Genomic DNA, 25725 nt, shown 5'->3' with positions numbered 1-25725 from the left:
TCGATTCTTGTTGGATGTAAATAATTTTGAGTCTATGCGTATCGGTCTGGCTTCACCGGAACAAATCAGAACTTGGTCCTATGGCGAAGTAAAGAAACCGGAAACTATTAACTACAGAACTTTGAAACCGGAACGCGACGGTTTGTTCTGCGAAAGAATATTTGGACCTACCAAAGACTGGGAATGCCATTGCGGTAAATACAAAAGAATTCGTTATAAAGGTATCGTCTGCGATAAGTGCGGCGTTGAAGTTACCCGCTCCAAAGTTCGTCGTGACCGTATGGGTCATATCGAACTGGCTGCACCTGTTTCTCATATCTGGTACTTTAAGGGTATCCCGAGCCGGATGGGATTGATTCTTGATATTTCGCCCAGGTCGCTGGAAAAAGTACTGTATTTTGCTAATTACATCGTACTTGATGCCGGTGATACTCCTTTGGTAAAAAAACAGTTATTGAGCGAAGGCGAATATATCGAAGCCCGCGACAAATATGGCAGCGGTTTTAAAGTTGGTATGGGCGCTACTGCTATCAAAGCACTGCTGGAAGAGATCGATTTATCTGCATTAACTGCGGAACTGCGTGCTGAATTGAAAGAGGTAAGCGGACAAAGAAAAATTCGTGCCGTACGCCGTTTAGAAGTCTGTGAAGCTTTCCTTAAATCAGGCAATCGCCCTGAATGGATGATTTTGGATGTTGTTCCTGTAATTCCTCCGGAACTGCGTCCGATGGTACAATTAGACGGCGGACGTTTTGCGACTTCTGACCTTAATGATTTGTATCGTCGTGTCATCAACCGTAATAATCGGTTAAAAAGATTGCTTGAACTCAATGCTCCTGATATCATCGTACGTAATGAAAAACGTATGCTTCAGGAAGCTGTTGATGCTTTGATTGACAACAGACGCCGTGGCCGTCCAGTAACAGGTCCTGGTAATCGTCCTTTAAAATCTCTTTCTGATATGCTGAAAGGTAAACAAGGTCGTTTCCGTCAGAACCTGTTAGGTAAACGTGTTGACTATTCCGGTCGTTCTGTTATTGTAGTAGGGCCTGAATTGAAAATGCATCAATGTGGTCTGCCTAAAGAAATGGCGCTGGAATTGTTTAAGCCTTTTGTCATGAAACGCTTGGTTAACAGCGGTCAGGCTACTAATATCAAAAGTGCAAAACGCATGGTAGAACGTGCTACTACTGCTGTTTGGGATGTTTTGGAAGATGTAATCAAAGAACATCCTGTGCTTTTGAACCGTGCACCGACTTTGCATAGGCTTGGTATCCAGGCTTTTGAGCCGATCTTGTCTGAAGGGCGTGCAATCAAACTGCATCCTCTGGTATGCACTGCATACAATGCCGACTTTGACGGTGACCAAATGGCAGTCCATCTGCCGCTGTCTGCTGAAGCACAGGCCGAGGCCAGGATGCTGATGCTTTCGGTTAATAATATTCTGGCCCCGAAAGACGGAAAACCTGTTGCTGTACCTTCGCAGGATATGGTTTTAGGTTCATATTACCTGACAATCATCAAAGAAGGCGCTAAAGGCGAAGGGATGCGTTTCAGCAGCTTTAATGAAGCTTTGCTGGCTTATTTCCATGGTGAAGTTGAACTGCAGGCACGCATTAAGATTTATATCCCGAATAAGGATATTTATGAAGAACCTTCCAGCGAAGGGGTAAGTCTGGTAACGACTACTGTCGGCAATGCGATACTTAATGAAGAACTGCCGGTTGAAATGCGGTACTTCCATTTAGAAGATGAAGTAAACGAAGCCGGTAAAAAAGTTAAAGTATGGCATTTGAATAAACTGCTTGATAAAAAAGAATTGGGACGTCTTGTTGCTAAGGCACATAAATTGTATGGCAATTTGCGTACGGCTGAAATCCTTGACGTTGTTAAGAAAATGGGTTATGACAATGCTTGTAAAGCAGGTATTTCCATTGCTGTTTCCGATATCAAAATTCCGCCTGAAAAGGCAGAGATTTTGGCCGCTACGGAAAAAGAAATCGATAAAACTGAGCGTATGTTCCGTCGTGGTTTGATGAGTGAGGACGAACGTTATCGCAAGGTTATCGAACTTTGGGGCAAGGCTACTGATGATGTAACCAATAAGCTTATGTCGTCCACAATGGATCCGTTTAACTCTGTGTATATGATGGCTAATTCTGGTGCCCGCGGTAATACGCAGCAGATCCGTCAGCTGGCTGGTATGCGTGGTTTGATGGCAGATCCTTCCGGTCGTATCATTGACCGACCGATCAAGGCTAATTTCCGTGAAGGCCTGACTGTTTTGGAATACTTTATTTCAACTCATGGTGCTCGTAAAGGTTTGGCTGATACAGCATTGCGTACTGCTGACTCCGGTTATCTGACCCGTCGTTTGGTTGACGTTGCTCAGGATGTGATCGTACGTGAAGATGACTGTGATATCGTTGGTATCAATCTTGTAAAAGAGCGCGGACGTCTTTGCAAAGCAACCTTGGGTTCCAGTCAGAATAAACTGCGCGAGATTGTTATTGGACGTAATTTGGCAGCTGGTATTACTGATCCTGCTACAGGTGAGTTAATTGTCGAAGCTGATACGATTGTGACAGAAGATTTGTATAACAAATTAGCTGCAGCAAAGGTCATGGAAGTAGTTTTATATGCTACTGACGATATGAGCGGAGAAGAAACCGAGACAATTCAGATTAATATCAGCGATGAACAATCTAATGCTGTATTGAAAGAAGCAATGATGCATCATTTTGATGGCCGAGAAGTTGCTGAAGATGTTGTGGCAGCTGATGGTACAGTGCTGATCGAAGCCGGTGCGACTTATGACGAAGCAATTATCGACGCTATTTTGGCTAATGGTACTGTCCGCGATGTTAAAGTTCGCAATAATGCAATCGAAGGTATTGAGATTGAATCGATTACCGAAGGTAAAAATAAACAAACTGTTATTGAATCTTTGCGCGACCGTATCGTAGGACGTTATCTTGCTGAAGATATTTTGGATAATGATGGTAATATCTGTTACCATATCAATGATTATGTTACTGAAGATATGGCGGATCAGATTTCTTCGTTGCGTGAAAAAGTAAAAATCCGTTCCGTACTCAATTGCAAAGCCAAAGTCGGCGTTTGCCGTAAATGTTATGGCCGTAATCTGGCTACAGGTAGAAAAGTTGAAGTTGGCGAAGCTGTTGGTACTATTGCTGCTCAATCCATTGGTGAACCTGGTACTCAGCTCACTATGCGTACGTTCCACACCGGTGGCGTAGCAGGTGACGATATCACTCAGGGCTTACCCCGTGTTGAAGAGCTGTTTGAAGCCCGTAAACCGAAACATCCTGGTTTACTTACTGAAAATGCTGGTACTGTACACATTGGTGAAGAAAACGGCATCCGTAAAGTAACTGTTACCAGTGAAGATGGGGAGCAGATTTATACTATTCCTTATGGGTCTAAACTCGCTGTTACCGAGGGCATGGTAATTGCTGTCGGCGATCGTCTGACTGAAGGGTCACTCAATCCGCATGATATTTTACGTATTAGTGGTGTGCGTGCTACTCAGCGTTATCTGGTTCAACAGGTATTGGGAGTTTATAAATCTCAGGGTGTTGAGATTAACGATAAGCATATCGAAGTTATGGTTCGCCAAATGATGCGTAAAATCCGCATCGAAGAAGCTGGCGATACTTATATGCTGCCGGGTGAATATATCGATGTTGCAGAATTTGAAGCACAGAATGCGGAAATGCTGGAAAAAGGCTTACAGCCTGCAGAAGGACGTCCGGTGCTGCTTGGTATTACCAAAGCATCTCTGGCTACTGATTCTTTCCTGTCTGCTGCATCCTTTCAGGAAACTACACGCGTGCTGACAGATGCCGCAATCAAAGGCAAAGTTGATCCGCTTTTAGGACTTAAAGAAAATGTTATCATTGGTAAACTTATTCCGGCTGGTACCGGTATGAATCGTTATCGTGATATCAAAATCAAATATAACACTACTAATAGCGACCAACAGTAAAATTACAGACTTTTAAGTAAAACCTCTACTCCTTATCATAAAGGAGTAGAGGTTTTTATCAAATTAAACAACAGAATTTCATTAATTTTTGAAAAAAGCGAACGATAGGATGATTTTTTGTTAAAAAGTTCACATTATAATTGACACATAGGGAAGCTATTGGTAAAATTATAATAATAAATAAGATGGTAGAGATGACCCGAGAAGGATTTTTAGTTGCGCATATAGCAGTTGAAAGATTTCGACTTGGGTTTTATTTTTTCTCACAGATACTTTAGGAGGCAGAAGCATGAAAGTTGCTATTATTATGGGAAGTAATTCTGACTGGCCTATTCTTGAGCCGGCAGAAAAAACTCTGAAAGAATTTGGAGTAGAGGTAGAGGTGATAGTTGCTTCGGCACACCGTACTCCGGATGTGGTACATGAATTTGCTGCTGGCGCACGCAATCGCGGCGTAGAGGCTATTATTGCCGCTGCCGGTGCTGCTGCCCATTTAGGCGGTGTTATTGCTGCTTACACTACAGTGCCTGTAATCGGTATTCCCATCAATGCCACACCTTTGAATGGTATGGATGCGCTTTTAAGCTTTGTGCAAATGCCTGCAGGTATTCCTGTAGCGACGATGGCTATTAATGGCGCTAAAAATGCTGCTTTGTTTGCAGTACAGATACTGTCTGTAAAATACCCTGAACTGGTTACTAAATTAGCAGAAAATCGTTTGCAGATGCAGGAAGAGGTAAAAGCCAAAGGTGAGAAGCTCGCAAAAATGCGTGCTGAGGGTAAGTAAGAAATGGTTGAAAAAGGAGAATTAACTGTGCCTGGTATTGACTTTGAATTAGACAAATTACATGAAGAATGCGGTGTTTTTGGTATTTATTCGCATAAAGACGATGTTGCACTCAATACTTATTGGGGATTGTATGCATTGCAGCATCGTGGGCAGGAAAGTACCGGTATTGTTACTACTGATGGCAGCAATATGCAGGTCAAAAAAGGCATGGGTCTGGTAGCTGACGTTTATAAAGACGGTGTCGGTGATCTTACTGGACACATAGCTATCGGACATGTACGCTATTCAACAACTGGTTCCAGTATGGCATACAATACTCAACCGCTGCGCGTTTATTTTGACGGCGGTAACTTGGCTTTATCGCATAACGGTAATTTGACTAATGCTGCCGAATTGCGGTCTCGCTTGACCAGAGATGGTGTGGTTTTTCAGACTACTGTTGACACAGAGGTTGTTTTGAGCCTGATTGCCCGCTCGCGGAAAGAGAAAGTTGAAGACCGTGTTGCTGAAGCAGTTAATGAAATCAAAGGTGCTTTTGCTATTTTGATCATGACTGATCATAAATTGATTGCAGTGCGTGATCCTTACGGATTCAGGCCATTATGTTTGGGTAAGCTTGATGGCGGTTGGGTAGTGGCTTCTGAATCATGTGCTTTTGATTTGGTTGGCGCAGAATTTATTCGTGATGTCAAACCGGGTGAAATGCTGGTTTTTGAAGATGACTATGCCGAACCTAAGAGTATGATGTGGTCCAAAGAGATGCCGTCTAAATGTGCGCACTGTATTTTTGAATATGTTTATTTTGCCCGTACGGACAGCGTTATTGATAAACAATGTGTTTATCAGGCACGAATCAATATGGGGCGTGAGCTGGCAAAAGAAACTAAAGAGATCCATCCGGATATTGTTATTTCTGTACCTGACTCCGGTACTGCGGCAGCTGTTGGTTATAGCTTAGAGTCAGGTGTACCTTTTATGGAAGGATTAACGAAAAATCGTTATGTTGGCCGTACTTTTATTCAGCCAACGCAAAAGCAGCGTTTAAATGCTGTTCGCTTAAAATTAAATCCAGTAAAGAGTGTTGTTGCAGGCAAGTCCGTTGTTATGGTTGATGATTCTATCGTTCGCGGTACTACCAGTGGTAAGATCGTCAAATTACTTAAGGATGCCGGTGCAAAAGAAGTGCATGTCTGCATCAGTTCCCCTCCTGTAACGGACCCCTGCTATTATGGCATTGATACTTCTGTGCGAAAGGAATTGATTGCTTCTACGCATACAGAAGATGAAATCTGCCAGTATATCGGCGCTGATTCTCTACACTATATTTCGCTGGAAGGATTAAAACGTTCTTTGAGCAGTATGGATCCTGAAGGTATGTGTTATGCTTGCTTCAATGCAGGTTATCCCGATAATGCGGAAGAAACTATCCGTCAAGGTTCGAAATATATTTTTGAGAACAAATAATTAGGAGGTCCCCATGAGCGAGCAAAGCAAAAAACAAATGACTTATGCCGATGCGGGTGTTGATATTGATGCTGGTAATCGTGCTGTTGAATTAATGAAAGAAAGTGTTCGTGCGACTTATCGTCCTGAGGTTATCGGAGATTTGGGCGGGTTTGGCGGTTTGTTTGCACTGAATTCTGGAAAATATCAGGAACCGATTCTTGTTTCCGGGACTGATGGTGTTGGCACTAAGTTAAAATTGGCGTTTATGGCCGATAAGCATAATACTATCGGTCAAGATGCCGTTGCAATGTGTGTTAATGATATTTTAGTGCAAGGTGCTGAACCTCTGTTTTTCCTTGATTATATTGCTGTCGATAAAGTTGATGCAGAGAAAGTTGCAAATATAGTGCAGGGTGTCGCCAAAGCCTGTCAAGAATCGGGTTGCGCGTTGATTGGCGGTGAAACTGCTGAAATGGCGGGTTTTTATTCCCAAGGCGAATATGATATTGCGGGTTTTTGTGTAGGTGTTGTTGAAAAAAGTAAAATGATTACCGGGGATAAAGTTGCTCCTGGTGATGTACTTTTAGGATTGCCTTCCAGTGGCGTGCATTCCAATGGTTTTTCTTTGGTTCGTAAAATTTGTTTCGAAGTGATGAATTATGATATGAGTACTGAGATTCCGGAATTTGGCTGCAGTTTAGGTGAAAAACTGCTGACACCAACACGGCTCTATCCTAAATCCTGTCTGCCTCTGATCGAAAAATTTGATCTTCACGGTATGGTGCATATTACTGGTGGCGGTTTCTACGATAATATTCCACGTATCCTGCCAGAAAAATGTGATGCGGAAATCAATGCCGCAGCTTGGGAAATACCTGTGGTTTTCAAAAAATTGCAGGAGTGGGGCAATGTGCCCTGGGCAGAAATGTACCGTACGTTCAATATGGGGGTAGGTATGGTTTTAGTAGTTGCTCCTGAAGAAGCGGATGCCGTGCGTAGTCATCTTACTTCTGTAGGTGAACCTTTCTATGAATTAGGAAATGTTGTTGCCGGTAATAAAAAAGCAATTATGAAAGGCGGCGTTTTCAGTGAGTAGCCGTAAAATTGGCGTCTTGGTCAGCGGTCGCGGCAGCAATCTGCAATCCGTATTGGACAGGATAGCCGACGGCTATTTACCTTTGGAAATTGCTGTTGTTATCAGTGATAAGGCTGATGCATATGCTTTGGAACGTGCAGAGAAAGCTGGAATAGCTGCTGTAGCAATTCCACGTAAAGAATGTGTTTCTAAGGAAGAGTTTGAAGGCAAGATTGATGCAGCTTTGCGCGCTCATGGTGCAGAACTTGTTGTTTTAGCCGGTTTTATGCGGATATTGAGCGGGAATTTTGTTAATAAATGGACACAGAAAATCATAAATATCCATCCGGCACTTTTGCCAAGCTTTCCAGGCCTTGATGCCCAGGGGCAGGCTTTGGAATACGGTGTGAAGATTGCTGGCTGTACTGTACATTTTGTCGATGAAGGAACAGATAGTGGTCCGATTATATTACAGAAACCTGTGCCTGTTTTAAATGACGATACAGAGGAATCTTTAGCAGCACGAATTTTAGTTGAAGAACATAAGGCGATGCCGGAGGCTTTACGTTTGTGGGCGTTAGGCAAGCTGGAAATACAGGGAAGGCGCGTTATCGTGCATCCTTGAGATGAGGTGATAAATAATGAGAATCAAAAGAGCGTTATTGAGTGTATCTGATAAAACCGGTATTGTGAAGTTGGCCCAATTTCTACATGACATTGGAGTAGAGATTATTTCAACCGGCGGAACGATGACTGCTATCAGAGAAGCCGGAATACCTGTAACTTATGTCAGCGATGTGACTGGTTTCCCTGAAATTATGGATGGTCGTGTTAAAACTTTGAATCCTAAGATCCACGGTGGTATTTTGGCTGTACGCAGTAATCCCGAGCATATGGCAGCTTTGGAAAAACATGATATAAAACCGATAGATCTAGTGGTTGTCAATTTGTATCCCTTTAAAGAAACAATTGCTAAACCAAACGTTACAGAGGCAGAAGCGATAGAAAATATTGATATTGGCGGTCCGGCAATGGTGCGTGCCTCTGCTAAAAATTTCCGTGATGTAATTATTGTTACTAACCCAGCCCGTTATACCAGCCTGATTGCTATGCTGCAGCAGTATGGGGACGCAGACATCAAAACACGCAAAACATTGGCCAAAGAAGCCTTTAACCATACTTCCGAATATGATGCTATGATCTGTGAATACCTGACCAAGCAGTTGGTTGAAGGTAAATAAGATGAAAAGGTTGATGAAATAATGCGTTTATTATTAATCGGCGGCGGCGGACGTGAACATGCTCTGGCCTGGAAGTTGGCGCAAAGCCCTCAGGTGGAAACGATTTATGCGGCACCGGGAAATCCTGGTATCGCTTTGCTTGATAAATGTGAATGTATTGATTTACCATTGCAGGAATTAGAAAAACTTGCTGATTATGCTGAGGCTAACTGTATTGATTTAACAGTTGTTGGTCCGGAAGCAAGTCTTGTTGAAGGTATTGCCGATGTTTTTAAGGCAAGAGGTCTGGCATTGTTTGGGCCCAGTAAGGCGGCTGCAGAGCTGGAAGGTTCTAAAGCTTTTTCTAAACAGCTGATGGAAAAATACGGGATCCCTACAGCTTTTTTTAAAGTATGCGAGGATATAGAAACAGCCAAGGCTTATATCAAAGAAAAAGGCGCTCCGATTGTTGTTAAGGCGGATGGTTTGGCAGCAGGTAAAGGCGTAGTTGTTGCTATGACTGAAGCAGAAGCATTTGCTGCTGTTGACGATATGATGGGAGACCTTAAATTTGGCGGTGCCGGCGCACGTGTGGTTTTAGAAGAGTTTATGGAAGGCGAAGAGGCATCCTTACTGGCGTTTACTGACGGTGATACTATCGTTTCCATGATTGCAGCACAGGACCATAAAAGGATAAACGATAATGATGAAGGGCCAAATACTGGTGGTATGGGAACATATGCTCCTGCTCCTGTTATGACTGATATTCTGCGGCTGAAGGCTGTGGAAAAGGTTTTAAAGCCGACTATTGCAGCAATGAAGGCAGAGGGAAGACCGTATCAGGGTTGTTTATATGCAGGTTTGATGATTAACGGCGACGACATTAAAGTAGTTGAATTTAACTGCCGTTTTGGAGATCCTGAAACACAGGTTATTATGCCGCTTCTTGATGGTGATTTGGCAGAAATAATGCTGTGCTGCGCTACAGGTACTTTAGCTCAGGCTGATATCGGCTGGTATGACAAAGCTGCTGTATGTGTTGTTATGGCTTCAGGTGGTTACCCTGGAAGCTATAAACAAGGCTTGCCTATCAGTGGCTTGGAAGAGACTGCTGCAAGGGAAGACGTTGTTGTTTTCCATGCAGGAACTAAATGTGCTGATGGCCAAATAGTTACTGCTGGCGGTCGTGTGCTTGGTGTCACAGCCGTTGGGAAAAATATCCGTGAGGCGAAAGATAAGGCTTATGAAGCTGCGGGAAAAATCAGCTTTGCTGATGCCCATTATCGTAAGGATATTGCCTGGCGCGCATTAAAAAAATAATAATGACGTCCCAATGCTTTGGCACTGGGACGTTTTGTATAACTTAAATCAGCTTAAAAAGCCTACAAGCTCCAGATAAAATTTAGAGAAAAGGAAGATGAATACAATGGCATTTTATTATGATGAACCCGCTCATACTTTTAGTGAATACCTGCTTGTTCCTGGTTATTCCTCAAAAGAATGTGTACCGACGAACGTTGATTTACGTACTCCTTTAGTAAAATTTAAAAAAGGTGAAGAATCAGCGATTACATTGAATATTCCTCTCGTTTCTGCTATCATGCAGTCTGTTTCTGATGATAAAATGGCGATAGCGCTTTCCAAAGAGGGTGGTATATCCTTTATTTATGGTTCCCAGACTATTGAAAATGAAGCTGCTATGGTGGCGCGTGTAAAAACACATCGTGCCGGTTTTGTCAGCAGTGATTCTAATATCCGACCAGACAGCACTTTGGCAGATATCGTTGCTCTGAAAGAAAAAACAGGTCATTCTACGGTAGCGGTTACTTCTGACGGCACTGTGAACGGCAAATTGGAAGGCATTGTTACCAGTCGTGATTATCGTGTCAGCCGTATGGATTTGAATACGAAGGTCAGCACTTTTATGACGCCAATCAATGAAATGATTGTTGGCGGCAAAGAGACTTCGCTGCAGGAAGCAAATGATATCATTTGGGATAATAAACTGAATACATTGCCTATTATTGATGATGAAGGCCGTTTATTGTATATGGTTTTCCGTAAAGATTATGCTACTCATAAAGAGTATCCTTTAGAGCTTTTGGACAGTAAAAAACGTCACGTAGTAGGGGCTGGCATTAATACCCGCGACTATGCTGAACGTGTACCGGCTTTGGTTAATGCCGGTGCCGATGTGCTTTGCATTGATTCTTCAGAGGGTTATTCTGAATGGCAGAAATTGACTTTGGATTGGGTTCGCGAGCATTATGGAGATACAGTAAAAGTGGGCGCTGGCAACGTTGTAGATGCAGAAGGCTTCCGCTATTTGGCCGAGGCCGGTGCTGATTTTGTGAAGGTTGGTATCGGCGGCGGTTCTATCTGTATTACCCGCGAACAAAAGGGTATAGGTCGCGGTCAGGCAACGGCTTTGATAGAAGTTGCTAAAGCTCGTGACGAATATTATAAAGAAACGGGAATTTATGTTCCTATCTGTTCTGACGGCGGTATTGTTTATGATTATCATATGACTCTGGCATTGGCAATGGGTGCTGACTTTTTAATGCTTGGCCGTTATTTTGCCCGGTTTGATGAGAGCCCGACGAATAAAGTAAATATCAACGGTAATTATATGAAAGAATACTGGGGTGAAGGATCGAATCGTGCCCGTAACTGGCAGCGTTATGATATGGGCGGTGCATCTAAGCTTTCTTTTGAAGAAGGTGTTGATTCTTATGTTCCTTATGCCGGTACGTTAAAAGATAATGTAACGCTTACTTTGAGCAAGGTGCGTTCTACTATGTGTAACTGCGGCGCTCTTAACTTGGACGATCTTAAGAAAAACGCAAAAATGACCTTGGTTTCTTCAACTTCGCTGGTTGAAGGCGGTGCTCATGACGTTATTTTGAAAGATAATAATATGAACAACTATGTGAAATAAGTTCTATAAAGCTGATAAAATGTTATGTGCATTGTATACATGCTGATTTATATTGACTTCTTGCGCATAGAACTGTAAAATTAACACATAATTTATTTGATGGAAAGGCGTGTTAGAAGAATGAATTTGAAAAAATTAGTTACAGCTGCTGTATGTACTATGCTGATGGCTGCAGTTGCTTTTACTGCTGGTTGCGGCGGAGAGAAAAAATCTGACAAAAAAGTATTGAAGGTTGGTATGGAATGCGCTTATGCTCCTTACAACTGGTCTCAGACCAAAGCTGACGGCGGTGCTGTAAAAATTGCAGGCAGCAATGAGTATGCTTATGGTTACGACGTAATGATGGCTAAGAAGCTGGCTGATTCTATGGGTGCTGATCTGGAAATCCATAAAATCGAATGGGATGGTCTGGCTCCAGCAGTTGTCAGCGGTAAGATTGACGCCGCTATTGCAGGCATGTCTATTACCTCTAAACGTAAAGAAACTGTAGATTTTACAAAACCATATTACTATGCAACGGTAGTTGCTCTGGTAAAAAAAGATTCCGAGCAGGCTAAGGCTCAAAGCGTCGCTGATTTAAAAGGTTCCGTAGCAACTTCTCAGCTTAATACAATCTGGTATGACCAGATTGATCAAGTTCCCGATGTAAAAAAATTGCCGGCTATTGATACGGTACCTGGTATGATTGTTGCATTGACTTCCGGAAAATGCAATCTGATCGTTACTGATATCCCTACTGCAAAAGCTGCCGCTTTTGCTAATCCGGAATTGACTGTCTTGAACTTTGAAGAAGGAAAAGGCTTCAAAACTTCTCGTGAAGATGTTGAAATTGGTATCGCTGTGAAAAAAGGCAATACAGAGCTTGTTAAGGCAATGGATGCTGTTTTGGAAAAAATGACTGCTGCTGATTTTGATAAAATGATGGACGAAGCTATTAAAAAACAACCTTTAGCTCAATAATAGTTACCGGTTATGCCTAAAGGGACGGCAATTATGCCGTCCCTTATTTTCCTTTTTTACCGTATTATTCTTTTGCGAATTAAGGGATATCTGTGCTATAATAAATAACAGTGTTTTATCAATTAATTATGTTAGGTGGAGGAACTTATGACAACAATGCCTGAGTCATTTTTTGGATGGGTGACTTTTTTACTGCATCAATATGGTGATGTTCTGTTAAAAGGCGCTTGTGTGACCTTACTTTTGGCTATTGTCGGCACTCTGATCGGTTGCGTAATCGGTCTTGTTGTAGGTATTATCCAGACTATTCCCGAGGATCCAAAGGCAAGTGCTGCCAAAAAGGCTCTTGTAAAAGTGACTCAATTGGTCTTGAATGCTTATGTAGAACTTTTCCGAGGTACGCCGATGATCGTACAGGCTATGGTAGTATATTATGGTGCTATGAGTATGTTTAACATTGATATGTCACCAATGTTTGCCGGTTTTTTAGTTGTGTCTATCAATACGGGCGCATATATGGCGGAAACTGTACGCGGCGGTATTGAATCGATCGATCCGGGTCAGCGCGAAGCTGCTGTGGCTATCGGCATGGATCATTTTCAGACGATGCGCTGTGTAATTCTGCCGCAGGCCCTGCGTAATATCATGCCTCAGATCGGTAATAATCTGATCATCAATATTAAGGATACATCGGTTTTGAATGTAATTTCTGTCACAGAGCTGTATTTTGCTTCAAAATCGGCAGCAGGCGTATATTACAGGTACTTTGAAATATTTTTCATTACCTGCGTTATTTATTTTATTATGACTTTTACCGCTTCAAGACTTTTGCGCTGGTGGGAAGGGAAAATGGATGGACCTAAGGATTATCAACTGGTGTCTTTTGATCCCATGCAGGATCCATGTGGTCATTTTCCTGTTAATGTGGCCGGTAAAAAGAGAAAGGACGGTAATTATTAATGACTGCTGAACAAAGTAAAGAATTGTTATTATCCGTCCAAGGGTTGAAAAAGAATTTTGGAGAACGTGAGATATTAAAAGGTATTGATTTTGATGTGCACAAGGGTGATGTAGTTTGTGTTATTGGACCTTCAGGCAGTGGTAAATCAACATTAATCCGTTGCGTCAATTATTTGGAACAACCAACTGACGGAGTTATCAGCTACCGCGGTGAAAATGTTTTGGAATGTTTTAAGAATCTTCCCTTATACCGTACTAAAGTAGGCATGGTTTTTCAACAGTTTAATTTGTTTAACAATATGACTGTTTTGGAAAATTGTGTTGTAGGTCAGGTTAAGGTACTGGGGAAAAAGTCTGAAGAAGCAAAAGCAATTGCCATGAAATATCTGGAACATGTTGGTATGGCAAGCTATATCAATGCAAAGCCGCATCAGCTTTCCGGAGGTCAGAAGCAGCGTGTGGCTATTGCCAGAGCTTTGGCTTTGGAGCCGGAAATATTGTTGATGGATGAACCAACTTCTGCTCTTGATCCTGAGATGGTTGGCGAAGTTTTAGCAGTTATGCGGGAACTGGCGGAAGAAGGGTTGACGATGGTTATCGTTACACATGAAATGGCATTTGCCCGCGATGTTTCCAGCCGAGTTATTTTTATCGATCAGGGTGTGATTGCTGAAGACGGCAGCCCAAATGTTATTTTTACTGCACCTCAGAATCAGCGTACTAAGGATTTCCTGAGTCGGTTCAGTTTAACACGTTGTTAGCAGGAAAAAGCCCTTCTGTGTAGAAATTACATGGGAGGGATTTTTTATTGAAAAAGTTTGGGAAGGATTATCTGTATGAAAAAAATTTATTTTATTTTAACATTATTGGTAATATACTTTTTACCATTTTCAGTTACAGAAGCAAGTATGGGAAGGAATACTCTCTTGTTTGTTCCGCTGGACAACAGGCCGGTTTGTTTGGACTATGCAGTAGAAACCATGAAAGCAGCTGGATGGAATGTGGAAACGCCGCCTTTGGAGTATATCGCCGGCAATGATCATAGCGGTAATCCTGATAAGTTATATGAATGGCTGGCTGCACGTTCGGCAACCGCCAACGCGATCGTTATTTCTTCTGATGCTCTGATCTATGGCGGGCTGGTTGATTCAAGGACACATCAACTGCCTCAGGATATTTTAACGTCGCGGGCTGAGAGGTTATTAAATTTGAAGTCTTTGGGCGGAGATCCTTTGGTTTATGTATTTACGACGATAATGCGTTCTCCCAAAGCCAGCAGTGCTCCTGTTGAACCTGCCTATTATGCCGAATGGGGACCAAAGCTTTTTAGAATGGGTGTGTTGGAAGATAAACTGGATTTAAAAGAAATAAGCAGAAAAGAACGTAAAGAACTGAGTGGTTTGAAAGTAGAAATACCCCAGGCTGTTCAAGAAGACAGAGCACGGCGACGCAGTTTGAATATAGCTACTACAGAGCTTTTACTGCATGGTGTGGAAAGTGGCAATTTTGACTATCTCTTGATTGGGCGTGATGATACTGCGCCATACTCACAGGCTCATAAAGAAGCACGTAAAATGGATATTCTTGTAAGGGAACTTCCTAAAGAGAAAATTCGTTTTTTCTCTGGGGCTGATCAGCTGGGTTTGCTTTTATTAAGCCGTGCTGCCAGCAGGGTAAGTTATGAAATTCCGATGGTTTATGTAGATTTCGCCGAAGGAAAAGGCGGAGAGACTATACCTGCTTATGAAGATGATGAAATAGCATTCAGTGCCGCAGAACATATACATGCTGCTGGCGGCTGGCCTACTGCTAATTTAGCACGTGCGGATTTGGTATTAGCTGTTAATACTCCTTTTGATGGGGTAACAGTAGAAGCTTCTAACCCGAAAAATACAGGTACAATAACGGAACATACAGAGAAATTTGTTGCTGATGTCAAGAGGTATTTAAAGCAGGGAAAAGCAGTTGCAGTTGCTGATATTGCTTATGGAAACGGTGCAGACAACGCCTTGGTCAGAAAACTGTTTGAAGAAGAAGTGGCAGAAAAGCTTGCTGCTTACGGTGGTTGGAATACTGCTGGAAATACTTTGGGATTTGCTTTGGGGCAAGGATTACTGTCAAAAAGTATGGATACGGCTGATCTTCAATCTTTGCTGGAAATAAGATATCTCGATGATTGGGCTTATCAGGCTAATGTGCGTAATAAAACTTATGTAGAATTAATTTGGCCTAATTACTGGCCTAATAGTGGACTTAATACGCAGCAGGTGCAAGAGGCCGAAGCCGTTATTACTAAAGATATTTTAGAGATAGCGGAACCTGTTTTGGGCGCTAAAGTAAGCAGTTATAATTTCACTTTACCGTGGAAGCGGATGTTTGAAGTGGAAGTAAGCAAAAAATAATATAAATAATAAAACTCATCGACAATACTGAACTGGTAGACTGTTACCGTGTTAACAGACAAATAAAAAAAGCCACTTGTCGTAGAATAACAGTGATAAATTATGCGGCCTTGCTCCGGATTTTATACAGAGTGAGGCCGTTTTTCATATTTATATGCTCAAAATTCTAAAACTGGACATATTCGATCATCACTTGCTCCACTTCTATCCGACAGGTAAATTTCATGTGATGTAGGCACTCTGTTTTCAGTGTCCCCAAAAATTTTCCATTGCTGCATTGTCATACAGGAATCCAGGTCTGGAGATTGACGTATGAATGTTGTATTATTGAATTTATTCTTGTAAGGTGTATTGCGACCTCTGGTCGCTGTGGAGGTTAAGTCCATTAGCGGCTGTTTCTTTTTGGCTTGCTTCCCAGATGCTATATGTTATCAGCGAAATCATCATATTATTGCCAATGTGATAGAATAATACTATTTTTCCGCACAGGTCAACGACGGCGTACACATATATCATATCTTTGGCTGTGGTAATATAAGTAAGTATTTCTTCACTAGGATTTTCAACTTTTGTATATTTCCCGGACATGACAACACCTCTTGCTGTAGTTTCTTTTCTACAGCAAGAGGTGTTTTTACTGTCAGTTTTCGGGGGATTTCCCCAATTTTGTTTGCAGGGCTTATTTGTGTTGATCATAAAAAAACATATTATGCGTTAGTATAATAATTGTGCACAGCATGAATACTATTGCGTAGTGGGGGGTATTGATATATAATAAAATAAAAGAATTTAAATTAATACAAATAATAATTTGGAAATAACAAAAGGAATAAAATATGAAAAAAGAAATACTGAAAAAACAAATACAATATAGCAGAACATATAGATATATTGAAATGGATAAAATAAATGTATTCTTAGGTGTTTTTCTTAGTATAATACCGCTATGTTTATTAGTATTATTTTATTATCCTCAAATTACTTTATTTATATCACAGTTCACAATGAAAGTTCTGAGCCCTATATTCCATGAAAATGTACTAGCAATAGAAAGTTCTGATTTTTTAAAGTGGTTTGGGCCAGTATATTATCTTTCCTTGCCTGGTCGGTTTCCATCGATAGTATTTATTTGGCTGAATTTGCTTATAACCTTGATTTCTTTGTTTTTACTGTCTTCAGTAGTTAAAACAAGGCCTTTGACTATTTTTTTGTCGATCAGTTTGTGGGTACATGTTTGTTCTGCTATCTTTTTTACGTTTATACCCGAGTATTTCCCGTATGATGCAACCGAGTATTCGAGCCTTTATATTAAGCAGCAGGTAGGAATTTACTTCTTTGTGCCGATTATTATTGGTATTGCGGTTTGCATGCTGCCGATAAACTTTGTTAAGTCTTGGATAACAATTGCTTTTTGTGCTGTTTATTCTTTTATCTTTGGCATTGTTCGTTATATCACTTTTATGTTCATTTTATCTAAAGTATCACTTATGTATATGGCGTCGCTGTTCTTTTCTTTCGGACCATTTATAGATTTTTTGTATTTAGTTTGCATTTATAGTTTTCTTGCCAGCAGTACCGCAGATAAATTAAAACGTAATAAGGGGGTATGGCGATGGTAATGACTCCGTATGTGATCGCTTTTTTAAAATTTTATTTCATCTTTACTGTCATCGTAATGATTTTATTCGCCATCCGTCATTTTATTTTTACCTTTAATAGAATGTATTGTGAACAAAAGCTGTATTATCAGGATATTATTGATTCTGATCTTCCATTTATAACAGTATTGATACCAATGCATAATGAAGAAAAAGTCGCGCATGGTGTTTTAGATGCGCTTTTAGAAAGTAATTATCCAGTAGAGAAATTTGAAGTTATCCCAATCAATGATTTTTCGGAGGATGGGACGAAAGAAATACTAGAAGATTATGCAGTTCGTTATGGGAATATTCATCCTTTACACCGTAACAGTGGAGAAAGAGGAAAACCTGCAGCCTTAAATCGAGCAATGGAAATGGCACAGGGGGAGATCATAGTTGTTTTTGATGCTGATTATTTACCGGGGAAAGGCTTATTGGAAAATTTATCGACGGCTTTTCTTGACCCAGAAGTAGGTGCCGTTATGGGGCGGGTTGTGCCTGTGAACACGAAAGCCAATTTTTTAACCAGATTGCTGGATTTAGAACGTTCCGGCGGTTATCAGGTTGATCAGCAGGCTCGTTACAACTTAAATCTTATCCCTCAGTATGGAGGAACTGTAGGGGGCTATCGAAAAGATTTAATGATGGGTACTGACGGTTTCAATACAAAGATCTTAGCAGAGGATACGGAGCTTACATACAGGCTTTTTTGCTCTGGCTGGAAAGTATTGTATGCTAATAGTGCTGAATGTTATGAAGAGGCTCCTGAAGCGTGGCATATAAGAGCCCGTCAGATCGCCAGATGGTCGCGTGGACATAATGAAGTAATGTTTCGCTATGTATGGAAACTGGTAAAAAGCAAGTATTTAAGTTTTTGGCAAAAACTTGATGGAATGTTTTTGTTATTCATTTATATGATGCCAGTCATTCTATTTTTTGGATTAATTGACTCTATTTTACTATTCTTTTTAGATGAGATGGATATTTTAGAGGGATGGTGGGTATTGTTGTTTTTAGGCGCTTATAATACATTTGGAAATTTTGCACCATTTTACCAGGTCGGGACTGCAAATGTTATTGACGGATCTAGAGAGAGAATATTATTGCTACCTTATCTGGCTTTTAATTTTTATTTTTATCTCTGGTTTATAACTAAAGGATTTTTTAATGCGTTAGTAGATGTTTTGACTAGGCGCGAGGCTAAATGGCAAAAGACAGAACGTTTTAGAAAAGAAAAACCGGGTGGATTTACATGATGCTTGTAATTTTTTGCTGCTTGTTATTTTTAATAATGATAGTATATCCTTTCTGGCCTGGATATAAAGAAATGAAACGAGGACAGGATAACGATAATCTTTATATAAAAAAAGATTATGTTAAAGATCCGCGTTATTTTGGTTTGTCCTTTAGAAATTTGTTGGAACCTTTTTTAGGACAGATCAGGGAATTATCAGCAGGGCAGACTTTAGAAATAGATTTATCTAAAAAAGAACTGATAATATTAGGACAAGCAGATAAGCCGCAAGCTTTTGTTGAAGATAGGATCACAATTTTTTCTGAAGATATCATTTTACCGCCTAAATCGACATCTTCAAAAGAAATTTATGCATTTAAAAAATTAGAAGCAGGAGAAATGTGCGAATTACGGGCTGTTGCGATTGATTCTGATGGTTATCTTCATCAAGGTGTAAAAATTATTCGTTGGATTGATACAAAGGGGTGCCTTGTAGTAGAGAGTAATTGTGACCTTGGTATAAGTGCAAGCAGCGAAACTAAATTGGTGTTAAAAGGAAATAACTGTATTTTTAAACGATTATTTGCCCCAAGCATTGAAATTGGAGGAACTGAAGAATTTGTTAAAGATTATGATAGCAGTGAGCTACAAAAATATCCTGAGTACAATGATGTAGATTATGATATAGAAAAAATAAGGGAAAATTCAGTTTTTATTAATAATATTGTTACACATAAAAAATTCGTCGTCCACAATTCAGCAACGATTATTGGAAGTGTAAAAGCATATAAAAATATGTGTTTAGAAGAGAATGTAAAAATTTGGGGTAACGTATTTTGCGAAAGGGATCTTGTAATAGGAAACTGCTGCCGAATAACTGGCACGGTTTTTGTGCAGGGATGTCTGAAGGTAGGGAACAATGTAGTGTTGGGTGAAAAAGGAAAAATTAAGTCTGTAATAGTAAGAAAAAATATTGTGTTTGGAAGAGGGATCGTGATACATGGGTTTGTCCTTACTGAGGGAGTTGGAAAAACTATATGAAAAAGATTTATGTGTTTGTTCTAATAATATTTTTAGCAATTTCAGTTTATTCTTTTTATGCTTATAATAATGAAAAAGATATAGAACAGGATAAAGAAATAACAGTAATCCTGGCGGTAAATAGTAATATCGTCAAAACCGATAGTAAGGTATTAAAAGGCTATGAAAGTGTGCTGCAGGAAGAAGGCGTCGCCTATAGAATAATTGATGTGTACAACTTGCAGCATTTACAACCTGCTGAAATTTTAAAAAATAGCCCAGCTGTTATTTTTCCAGACAGGGTCGCTGAGAATCTGCCGCAAGAAATTGCAATGTGGTTGCATGACTACTTGGAACAAGGTGGTTACAGCTTAATTGTGTATGATGCTGGAAGCCTTAATAAAAGAGAAAAGCATTTGGGAAATGCTGTTTTTAGCAGTCTACTTGGTTTTAATTATTCCACTTTTAAAGAAGATAGGCGGCAGGCATTCCATCATGGTTATCTGGAGTTTCTGACAGAAGAGAAACGCGATTTTTTTCAAATTCCTTTGGGAAAAACCGTTGATGGAGTTACTTTGAGTGGTTATCATTATGGAAAGTTATCATATTCTATGCGCAATATTGAAGTGCAGCATGCGCTTCGTGATGAAGATATATACGCATGGGCAGTAGTTGAGGATGGCCGCAAAATACCAGGTATAGTTAAACGTAATATAGGAAAGGGAAGTTTGTTTTATGTCAATTTACCTTTGGGGGCTATGAAGATTGATGCTGATGATTTGCCGTTGCGAGCTGTTCTTAGAACTGTCTTGTTTAATTTTGCTAAAGTTCCACATGTACTTAATGTTCCGGATGGTAAAGGTGGTATTGTTATAAATTGGCATATCGACTCTAACGTAGAATGGTTTTTCTTGCCAAGAATGATCAGAGAGGGGTTGCTAAGAAAGAATATTCCGATGTCATTTCATATTACTGCCGGTGATTTCAGAGATAATCCTGGGGATGAAATGGGGTTTATGGTAACAGAATATCCGGGCAGAGATATAGCATTGCAGCTTATTCCATATGGGCGGATCGGATCACATGGCGGCTGGGCCCATAACTGGTATGGATATGGCGTTGAAGCGGGGCGCTTGCATGATGCTGATATTGATAAATACATAAGTATGAACAATGAAGCTATAGAGAGCGTTACCAAAAAGAAGGTGACTGAGTATTCAGCACCTATTGGAGTTTTTCCTCAGCCTTATAACACTAAAGCTTTGGATAGTATGGGCGTAGAAGTTTATTATTATACAGGAGATTCTGGTAGCAGTATTAATAGAACTTTCTATAATGGCGAGATGGTATCAGAGAAGGTTTTGGCCTTTCCGATTGTCCCGTCAGGCCTTTATGCCTCACTGGGTGAGATGCATGAGTTGGGACACTATGATAATGAAAAAGTATTAACATGGTTAAAATCTATTCCTGACTACGGGCGTAATAATAGAACCTTACGATTATTTTATTCGCATCCTTATGATTTAGATGTCTATGAAGAAACTTTTTTTGAGTTTTTAGATTATCTGGATGAGGAAGAGCAAAAAGGTTCGGTTGCTGTTATGACGATGACTGATGCTGCCAGATTTTTGCAAAAGATGCTGAAAACGAAATACTCCTTTAAAAATGATACTGGGTTAACAGTTGCCCTGAGTAATCCTGATGGACTGGAAGATATAACAATAGCGGTGCCTAAAAAAGGATTGAGTGTCGAAAAGAGCCCCTATCTTAAGCTGGAGGAAGATAATAACTATTATTATCTAACGGTAAAAAATTATGATAAGAAAGAATTGGAAATACATTTTGCTCGTATGTAGCGTATTTGTTCTATCAGGTTTAAATGTTGCATTTGCATATGATAACAGTAACCATCCTGTCAGAATTATTGCTTCGCGTTATAGAACGATGCCATATGAAGTGTTTATAACTCCTTATGAGGTTGGCCTATATGCCTTAGATGATTTAGATAATACTGATCATCGAAAGGATGTAAAAGCTTTTTTGGAATGGTATCTGAAACGTATTAATAATAATGATAAAAATGGTATGAGCGGAACTATTTATGATGTTATTTTGTATGGAGATAAGGAGAAAGTCTTACCACAATATGATTCGATAGATGGTTATTCGGGGTTGTTTTTAGTATTGTTGAACAAATACTGTGAGCAGACTGGTGATATAAGTTTGATTAAGAAATACTGGCAACAAATAGAAGATATGGCATACACAATTTCCTATTTGCAGCAAGTGGATGGACTAACTATTGCTATGCCAGACTACCCGGTGAAATATTTGATGGATAATTGTGAAGCTTATGGCGGGATTAACAGTTTTTTATATTTGGCGCAAAAGGCAGACAAAAAAATAAACTATGAATATTATCAAAACATTGCCGATAATATTAAAAATGCTATTTTCAATGTTTTACTGAATACATCAACAGGCGATTTTAGCTGGAGTGATGAAGCTGATGGTAGAATATCAAATTGGGGAATTTTTTATCCTGATTCTTATGCGCAGATATTTTTGATTTATTATGATGTTTTAGACGAGTATGGTAAGTCGGTTATTTGGGATAAGTTTTTAGAACGCTATCCAAGTGTAACATGGAAAAACCTACCTTCAGAACAAGCTGTTTTTTGCAGATTAGTAAAAAAGAAGATGGGGATGGATGCGAAATGAAAAATAAGTTAATAGTTTCGACTTCAACTGCTTTTTGCGGACTTATTGCGGCTAATGTTTGCTGGGCTGGTGTAACGTTGCCAAGTAATGTTAGAGATGTTGCAGATATGCTTCAGTATTCGGCACAGGAGCAGCAGAAGAAAGCCTTTGCGACCGCAGAAACAAAAGCAGGCGTTGAAAAAATAGAGCAGGAAATAGCTGCGCTAGAAAATACTGACGTGGAAGTAGAGGTTTATAATAACACTTTGAGGCAGCAACTGCATAGTTTGCGTAAACAGTTGGCCAATGCAAACTTTGAGCATAATAGAAAAGAGAACAGGTTACAGGAGATACAACAACGGAAAACGGACATCGAAAGCAAAAATTATGAGTTGAATAAAATCGTTGAAGTTTATGGGGAAGGCCGCAAAGGTTATTTTGCCTACCAAGATATAATTTATAATGACGGTATATATGAAGGGTTGGTCCATAAAGAAGAACTGCTGAGTAGTGAGCTTAATGATTTAGATACTACGATAGTGGCTCTTAACCAGACGATAGACGCTTTAATATTAAAAATGAATAATGAAAATATAGCGGAAGACCCTGCGTTGGAAGAAGCTGATAAAGAGGCCCGATTAGAAGTGCTGAAACATGATTTGGAGTATGTGCAGAATTTATTAAAAGAGTATGAGCGTGGTTATGACATAGCTGATCGTAAGAGCAGCAGTTTTGGTACAGAAAGCAAATATTATTCTTGGCGTGATGATAAAGGAAATAAAGGACATCAATTTTATCAGCCTTTCTATTATAATATTGTGGCCAGGCCTTGGGAGTATGGGTTAGCAACCGGATTTATCAGCTCTGATAATAGGAGCAATGATAATGGTAAGGTAAATTGTCTGACTGATACTACATTAAATGTTGCGTTTCATAAAAAAGCTAAAAAGAATGATGTAATGGTTTTTTCTTTAGCGGTAAATCTGCCAACAGGTAAAGATGCGTTGCATGAATTTGATCCTGTTATGGATGAAGATCTGGTTGAGAAAGCACGTTTTGGAGAAGGATTAAATTTTACACCGGCTATTTGGTATTATTATAATCGTGACGATAAAAACACCTTTATTTTCGGAACTTATTACACTTTAGGAGGTAGATACGACCTCACGCCCAGTATGTGGGTAGAACCGGGAAATGCTTGGGTTAAGGAAATGCGTTGGCAACACTTGAACAAAAAATTTCAATTTTTAGCAGGGCTTTCCCATACTTCTTATGAAAGAACCCGAGAAAATACTTTGGAATATACTTCTGGCCATCAATTTAAGCCGGAGTTGACCTTCAATTATGCGCCTGATAATACTCAGTTTTTTACTGCGTACTATTGGCATACTCAAGAAGATCCTTTGCGTTACGCTACTTTTGATCGAATGAACGAAACTAGACGTGGCAGGAATTATGGATTGCAGTGGTCAAAGGATATCCCAGATAACAGACGGATACGTTTGTTGGTAGATTGGCTAAATAGCAGCGGTGAAAACTATGATCCGTTGACGAATATTTCAACTAATCAACGCAGAAAGACGACTTTCGGGATTGGTTTTGATCAATATTTTAAAGAGCGCTCAGAGAAACTGTCGTTGGACATTGAAACGTTCAGAATGAAGGATGGCGCTGTAACTGGTACTAGCAGTGATAATAACTATCGTGGTTTTAATGTGTATTTAAGTTATTTGAAGTATATGTGAGTGGTATAGAACGCTAATAAATACTTAAATTAACCTCAAATTTGAAAAAATTTGAGGTTTTTCGTTTTCTTTTGGTAGTGGGTAATAAAATTTTAGAAAAACCAGGAAATATTAGATGAAAAATATCCGCCGAAAGCGTAAATAGTTACAATAAAAGTTTACAAAAACAAAAGAAAACATGTAAAACATATTACAAAGTTACGCAAAAGAAACGCTAGGGTCCGTGTAATACAAAAAACACGGTTTAATGCGGGTTTGCGCTTGTAAAAAAATCAAGAAAAAGTATTGACACAGCCAAGTGGCAGTGTTACAATATGTAAGTATCTCGGGATAGCTATGCGCTTTTACAAGGAGGGTTTGTGATGACAGTAGAGTTGTTAAAGCAAGCAACGAAGCGAGTTGTCGGGAACAAGCAAACCGCTAAAGCGATTCAAAAAGGCACTGCAAAGACGGTTTATATAGCTGATGACGCAGATGTCCGGGTTGTGCAGCCACTGCTTGATGCCTGCGCTGAAGCTCGGGTGAATGTAGAAAAAGTAGCGACAATGCAAGAACTTGGTAAAGCCTGCGGAATCCATGTCGGTGCAGCGACAGCCGCGATACTCAAAGGTTGATAGGGATCTGGAAGCTTTGCTGAAGGATTTTTATAATCATTAAAATCTATTTATTCGGAAGGAGGTGCCGATATGCCTACAATTAATCAATTGGTTCGCAAAGGCAGAGAAGTTTTGACTGTAAAATCCACTGCCCCGGCATTGAAAGAATGCCCGCAAAAACGTGGAGTTTGCACTAGGGTTTACACTACAACCCCTAAAAAGCCTAACTCTGCTCTTCGTAAAGTAGCTCGTGTACGTTTGACTAACGGTATCGAAGTTACTGCTTACATCCCTGGTATCGGCCACAATCTGCAGGAACATAGCGTTGTCCTGATTAGAGGCGGAAGAGTTAAAGATCTTCCTGGTGTGCGTTACCATATCATTCGTGGTGCACTTGACACTGCAGGCGTTGCTAACCGCAATCAAGCCCGTTCTAAATACGGTGCTAAACGTGCTAAAGCAGCTAAAAAGTAATCAAGTCTACACAACGAATTGATAATCCATAAGGAGGGAAACACATGCCGAGAAAAGGCCCTGTAACAAAAAGAGACGTTTTGCCGGATCCTGTATACGGTTCAAAACTTTTGACAAGATTTATTAATAAGATTATGCTTGACGGTAAAAAAGGCGTTGCTGAACGCATTGTATATGATGCTTTCGATCTGGTTCGTGCTAAAACTGGTAAGGATCCTCTCGAAGTATTCGATGCAGCTATGAAAAACGTTATGCCGCTTTTAGAAGTACGTGCTCGCCGCGTTGGTGGTGCTAACTACCAGGTTCCGGTTGAAGTCCGTGCAGACCGTAAGACCACCCTTGGTATTCGCTGGCTGGTCAACTACTCCCGTTTGCGTGGTGAAAGAACCATGTGCGAACGTGTTGCTGGTGAGATCATGGACGCAGCAAACGCTACCGGCGCTGCTGTGAAAAAACGCGAAGATACCCACAAGATGGCTGAAGCAAACAAAGCGTTTGCACATTACCGCTGGTAAT

General features: G+C 40.3%; 23 protein-coding genes. 21 read left to right on the top strand and 2 right to left on the bottom strand.

Annotation, left to right across the window (positions count from 1 at the left end):
- Positions 1–7 precede the first annotated feature (7 nt).
- From rpoC to C8D73_RS03085, 12 genes are all read left to right on the top strand, one after another.
- Positions 8–4009: a DNA-directed RNA polymerase subunit beta' gene (rpoC, locus tag C8D73_RS03140; protein WP_170123158.1), complete on the top strand. Its 4002-nt coding sequence runs from the start codon at positions 8–10 to the stop codon at positions 4007–4009.
- Between the two features lie 289 nt (positions 4010–4298).
- Positions 4299–4796 (top strand): 5-(carboxyamino)imidazole ribonucleotide mutase, encoded by a 498-nt coding sequence (gene purE, locus C8D73_RS03135; protein WP_021717062.1) that lies wholly within the window; start codon positions 4299–4301, stop codon positions 4794–4796.
- Positions 4797–4823: 27 nt separating this feature from the next.
- Positions 4824–6263 (top strand): amidophosphoribosyltransferase, encoded by a 1440-nt coding sequence (gene purF / locus C8D73_RS03130; RefSeq protein ID WP_113077375.1) that lies wholly within the window; start codon positions 4824–4826, stop codon positions 6261–6263.
- Between the two features lie 13 nt (positions 6264–6276).
- On the top strand, positions 6277–7341 hold the full coding sequence (gene purM / locus C8D73_RS03125) for a phosphoribosylformylglycinamidine cyclo-ligase (protein WP_113077263.1): 1065 nt from the start codon (positions 6277–6279) through the stop codon (positions 7339–7341).
- A complete protein-coding gene (gene purN / locus C8D73_RS03120) occupies positions 7334–7945 on the top strand; it encodes a phosphoribosylglycinamide formyltransferase (protein WP_021717059.1) in 612 nt (203 codons plus the stop codon). The genes purM and purN overlap by 8 nt, the downstream gene beginning before the upstream one ends.
- A gap of 16 nt (positions 7946–7961) precedes the next feature.
- The gene (locus C8D73_RS03115) at positions 7962–8561 is read left to right on the top strand and encodes an mGS-like domain protein (RefSeq protein ID WP_021717058.1); all 600 of its coding nucleotides are present in this window, start codon (positions 7962–7964) and stop codon (positions 8559–8561) included.
- A 21-nt stretch (positions 8562–8582) separates the two neighbouring features.
- The gene (purD, locus tag C8D73_RS03110; RefSeq protein ID WP_021717057.1) at positions 8583–9860 is read left to right on the top strand and encodes a phosphoribosylamine--glycine ligase; all 1278 of its coding nucleotides are present in this window, start codon (positions 8583–8585) and stop codon (positions 9858–9860) included.
- A gap of 106 nt (positions 9861–9966) precedes the next feature.
- A complete protein-coding gene (locus C8D73_RS03105) occupies positions 9967–11478 on the top strand; it encodes an IMP dehydrogenase (RefSeq protein ID WP_021717056.1) in 1512 nt (503 codons plus the stop codon).
- Between the two features lie 120 nt (positions 11479–11598).
- Positions 11599–12438, top strand: coding sequence for a transporter substrate-binding domain-containing protein (locus tag C8D73_RS03100; RefSeq protein WP_021717055.1), 840 nt, complete (start codon positions 11599–11601; stop codon positions 12436–12438).
- A gap of 156 nt (positions 12439–12594) precedes the next feature.
- The gene (locus C8D73_RS03095; RefSeq protein WP_044491505.1) at positions 12595–13398 is read left to right on the top strand and encodes an amino acid ABC transporter permease; all 804 of its coding nucleotides are present in this window, start codon (positions 12595–12597) and stop codon (positions 13396–13398) included.
- The gene (locus C8D73_RS03090) at positions 13398–14159 is read left to right on the top strand and encodes an amino acid ABC transporter ATP-binding protein (protein ID WP_021717053.1); all 762 of its coding nucleotides are present in this window, start codon (positions 13398–13400) and stop codon (positions 14157–14159) included. The genes C8D73_RS03095 and C8D73_RS03090 overlap by 1 nt, the downstream gene beginning before the upstream one ends.
- 75 nt (positions 14160–14234) lie before the next feature.
- A complete protein-coding gene (locus tag C8D73_RS03085) occupies positions 14235–15800 on the top strand; it encodes a DUF4127 family protein (protein ID WP_113077262.1) in 1566 nt (521 codons plus the stop codon).
- A 166-nt stretch (positions 15801–15966) separates the two neighbouring features.
- Here the strand turns inward: C8D73_RS03085 and C8D73_RS11525 are convergent, their stop codons facing one another.
- A complete protein-coding gene (locus C8D73_RS11525; protein WP_113077261.1) occupies positions 15967–16059 on the bottom strand; it encodes an IS3 family transposase in 93 nt (30 codons plus the stop codon).
- A gap of 74 nt (positions 16060–16133) precedes the next feature.
- On the bottom strand, positions 16134–16388 hold the full coding sequence (locus C8D73_RS03075; protein WP_113077260.1) for a hypothetical protein: 255 nt from the start codon (positions 16386–16388) through the stop codon (positions 16134–16136).
- Between the two features lie 248 nt (positions 16389–16636).
- Here C8D73_RS03075 and C8D73_RS03070 point away from each other — a divergent pair, with 248 nt between their 5' ends.
- The 9 genes from C8D73_RS03070 to rpsG all read left to right on the top strand — a co-directional run bounded on the left by C8D73_RS03070 (position 16637) and on the right by rpsG (position 25724).
- A complete protein-coding gene (locus C8D73_RS03070; RefSeq protein WP_113077259.1) occupies positions 16637–17419 on the top strand; it encodes a hypothetical protein in 783 nt (260 codons plus the stop codon).
- Positions 17407–18696 carry a glycosyltransferase family 2 protein gene (locus C8D73_RS03065; RefSeq protein WP_211305770.1) on the top strand — a complete coding sequence of 430 codons (1290 nt, stop codon included), beginning with the start codon at positions 17407–17409 and terminating at the stop codon, positions 18694–18696. The genes C8D73_RS03070 and C8D73_RS03065 overlap by 13 nt, the downstream gene beginning before the upstream one ends.
- Positions 18693–19715: an LbetaH domain-containing protein gene (locus tag C8D73_RS03060; RefSeq protein WP_021716913.1), complete on the top strand. Its 1023-nt coding sequence runs from the start codon at positions 18693–18695 to the stop codon at positions 19713–19715. The genes C8D73_RS03065 and C8D73_RS03060 overlap by 4 nt, the downstream gene beginning before the upstream one ends.
- Positions 19712–21550, top strand: coding sequence for a polysaccharide deacetylase family protein (locus C8D73_RS03055; protein ID WP_113077258.1), 1839 nt, complete (start codon positions 19712–19714; stop codon positions 21548–21550). The genes C8D73_RS03060 and C8D73_RS03055 overlap by 4 nt, the downstream gene beginning before the upstream one ends.
- The gene (locus C8D73_RS03050; RefSeq protein WP_113077257.1) at positions 21510–22415 is read left to right on the top strand and encodes a hypothetical protein; all 906 of its coding nucleotides are present in this window, start codon (positions 21510–21512) and stop codon (positions 22413–22415) included. The genes C8D73_RS03055 and C8D73_RS03050 overlap by 41 nt, the downstream gene beginning before the upstream one ends.
- Positions 22412–24139 carry a hypothetical protein gene (locus C8D73_RS03045; protein WP_113077256.1) on the top strand — a complete coding sequence of 576 codons (1728 nt, stop codon included), beginning with the start codon at positions 22412–22414 and terminating at the stop codon, positions 24137–24139. Before C8D73_RS03050 ends, C8D73_RS03045 begins: the two co-directional genes overlap by 4 nt.
- Positions 24140–24501: 362 nt before the next feature.
- Positions 24502–24753 (top strand): ribosomal L7Ae/L30e/S12e/Gadd45 family protein, encoded by a 252-nt coding sequence (locus C8D73_RS03040; RefSeq protein WP_021716909.1) that lies wholly within the window; start codon positions 24502–24504, stop codon positions 24751–24753.
- 72 nt (positions 24754–24825) lie between these two features.
- Positions 24826–25209, top strand: a complete 384-nt coding sequence (gene rpsL / locus C8D73_RS03035) for a 30S ribosomal protein S12 (protein ID WP_021716908.1) — start codon at positions 24826–24828, stop codon at positions 25207–25209.
- 44 nt (positions 25210–25253) lie between these two features.
- Positions 25254–25724, top strand: coding sequence for a 30S ribosomal protein S7 (rpsG, locus tag C8D73_RS03030; protein WP_021716907.1), 471 nt, complete (start codon positions 25254–25256; stop codon positions 25722–25724).
- The last annotated feature ends 1 nt before the right edge of the window (position 25725 follow it).

Source organism: Phascolarctobacterium faecium DSM 14760, assembly GCF_003269275.1.
GTDB lineage: Bacteria > Bacillota > Negativicutes > Acidaminococcales > Acidaminococcaceae > Phascolarctobacterium > Phascolarctobacterium faecium.
Note: the sequence above shows the minus strand (reverse complement) of the source record. Positions and strands in the feature narration are given on the sequence as shown.

Bases quoted from the DNA above. Each gene is read 5' to 3' on its own strand.
- purE (WP_021717062.1), top strand. From the start codon at position 4,299: ATGAAAGTTGCTATTATTATGGGAAGTAATTCTGACTGGCCTATTCTT.
- purM (WP_113077263.1), top strand. From the start codon at position 6,277: ATGAGCGAGCAAAGCAAAAAACAAATGACTTATGCCGATGCGGGTGTT.
- C8D73_RS03115 (WP_021717058.1), top strand. From the start codon at position 7,962: ATGAGAATCAAAAGAGCGTTATTGAGTGTATCTGATAAAACCGGTATT.
- purD (WP_021717057.1), top strand. From the start codon at position 8,583: ATGCGTTTATTATTAATCGGCGGCGGCGGACGTGAACATGCTCTGGCC.
- C8D73_RS03105 (WP_021717056.1), top strand. From the start codon at position 9,967: ATGGCATTTTATTATGATGAACCCGCTCATACTTTTAGTGAATACCTG.
- C8D73_RS03100 (WP_021717055.1), top strand. From the start codon at position 11,599: ATGAATTTGAAAAAATTAGTTACAGCTGCTGTATGTACTATGCTGATG.
- C8D73_RS03095 (WP_044491505.1), top strand. From the start codon at position 12,595: ATGCCTGAGTCATTTTTTGGATGGGTGACTTTTTTACTGCATCAATAT.
- C8D73_RS03090 (WP_021717053.1), top strand. From the start codon at position 13,398: ATGACTGCTGAACAAAGTAAAGAATTGTTATTATCCGTCCAAGGGTTG.
- C8D73_RS03085 (WP_113077262.1), top strand. From the start codon at position 14,235: ATGAAAAAAATTTATTTTATTTTAACATTATTGGTAATATACTTTTTA.
- C8D73_RS03075 (WP_113077260.1), bottom strand. From the start codon at position 16,388: ATGTCCGGGAAATATACAAAAGTTGAAAATCCTAGTGAAGAAATACTT.
- C8D73_RS03070 (WP_113077259.1), top strand. From the start codon at position 16,637: ATGAAAAAAGAAATACTGAAAAAACAAATACAATATAGCAGAACATAT.
- C8D73_RS03065 (WP_211305770.1), top strand. From the start codon at position 17,407: ATGGCGATGGTAATGACTCCGTATGTGATCGCTTTTTTAAAATTTTAT.
- C8D73_RS03060 (WP_021716913.1), top strand. From the start codon at position 18,693: ATGATGCTTGTAATTTTTTGCTGCTTGTTATTTTTAATAATGATAGTA.
- C8D73_RS03055 (WP_113077258.1), top strand. From the start codon at position 19,712: ATGAAAAAGATTTATGTGTTTGTTCTAATAATATTTTTAGCAATTTCA.
- C8D73_RS03050 (WP_113077257.1), top strand. From the start codon at position 21,510: ATGATAAGAAAGAATTGGAAATACATTTTGCTCGTATGTAGCGTATTT.
- C8D73_RS03045 (WP_113077256.1), top strand. From the start codon at position 22,412: ATGAAAAATAAGTTAATAGTTTCGACTTCAACTGCTTTTTGCGGACTT.
- C8D73_RS03040 (WP_021716909.1), top strand. From the start codon at position 24,502: ATGACAGTAGAGTTGTTAAAGCAAGCAACGAAGCGAGTTGTCGGGAAC.
- rpsL (WP_021716908.1), top strand. From the start codon at position 24,826: ATGCCTACAATTAATCAATTGGTTCGCAAAGGCAGAGAAGTTTTGACT.
- rpsG (WP_021716907.1), top strand. From the start codon at position 25,254: ATGCCGAGAAAAGGCCCTGTAACAAAAAGAGACGTTTTGCCGGATCCT.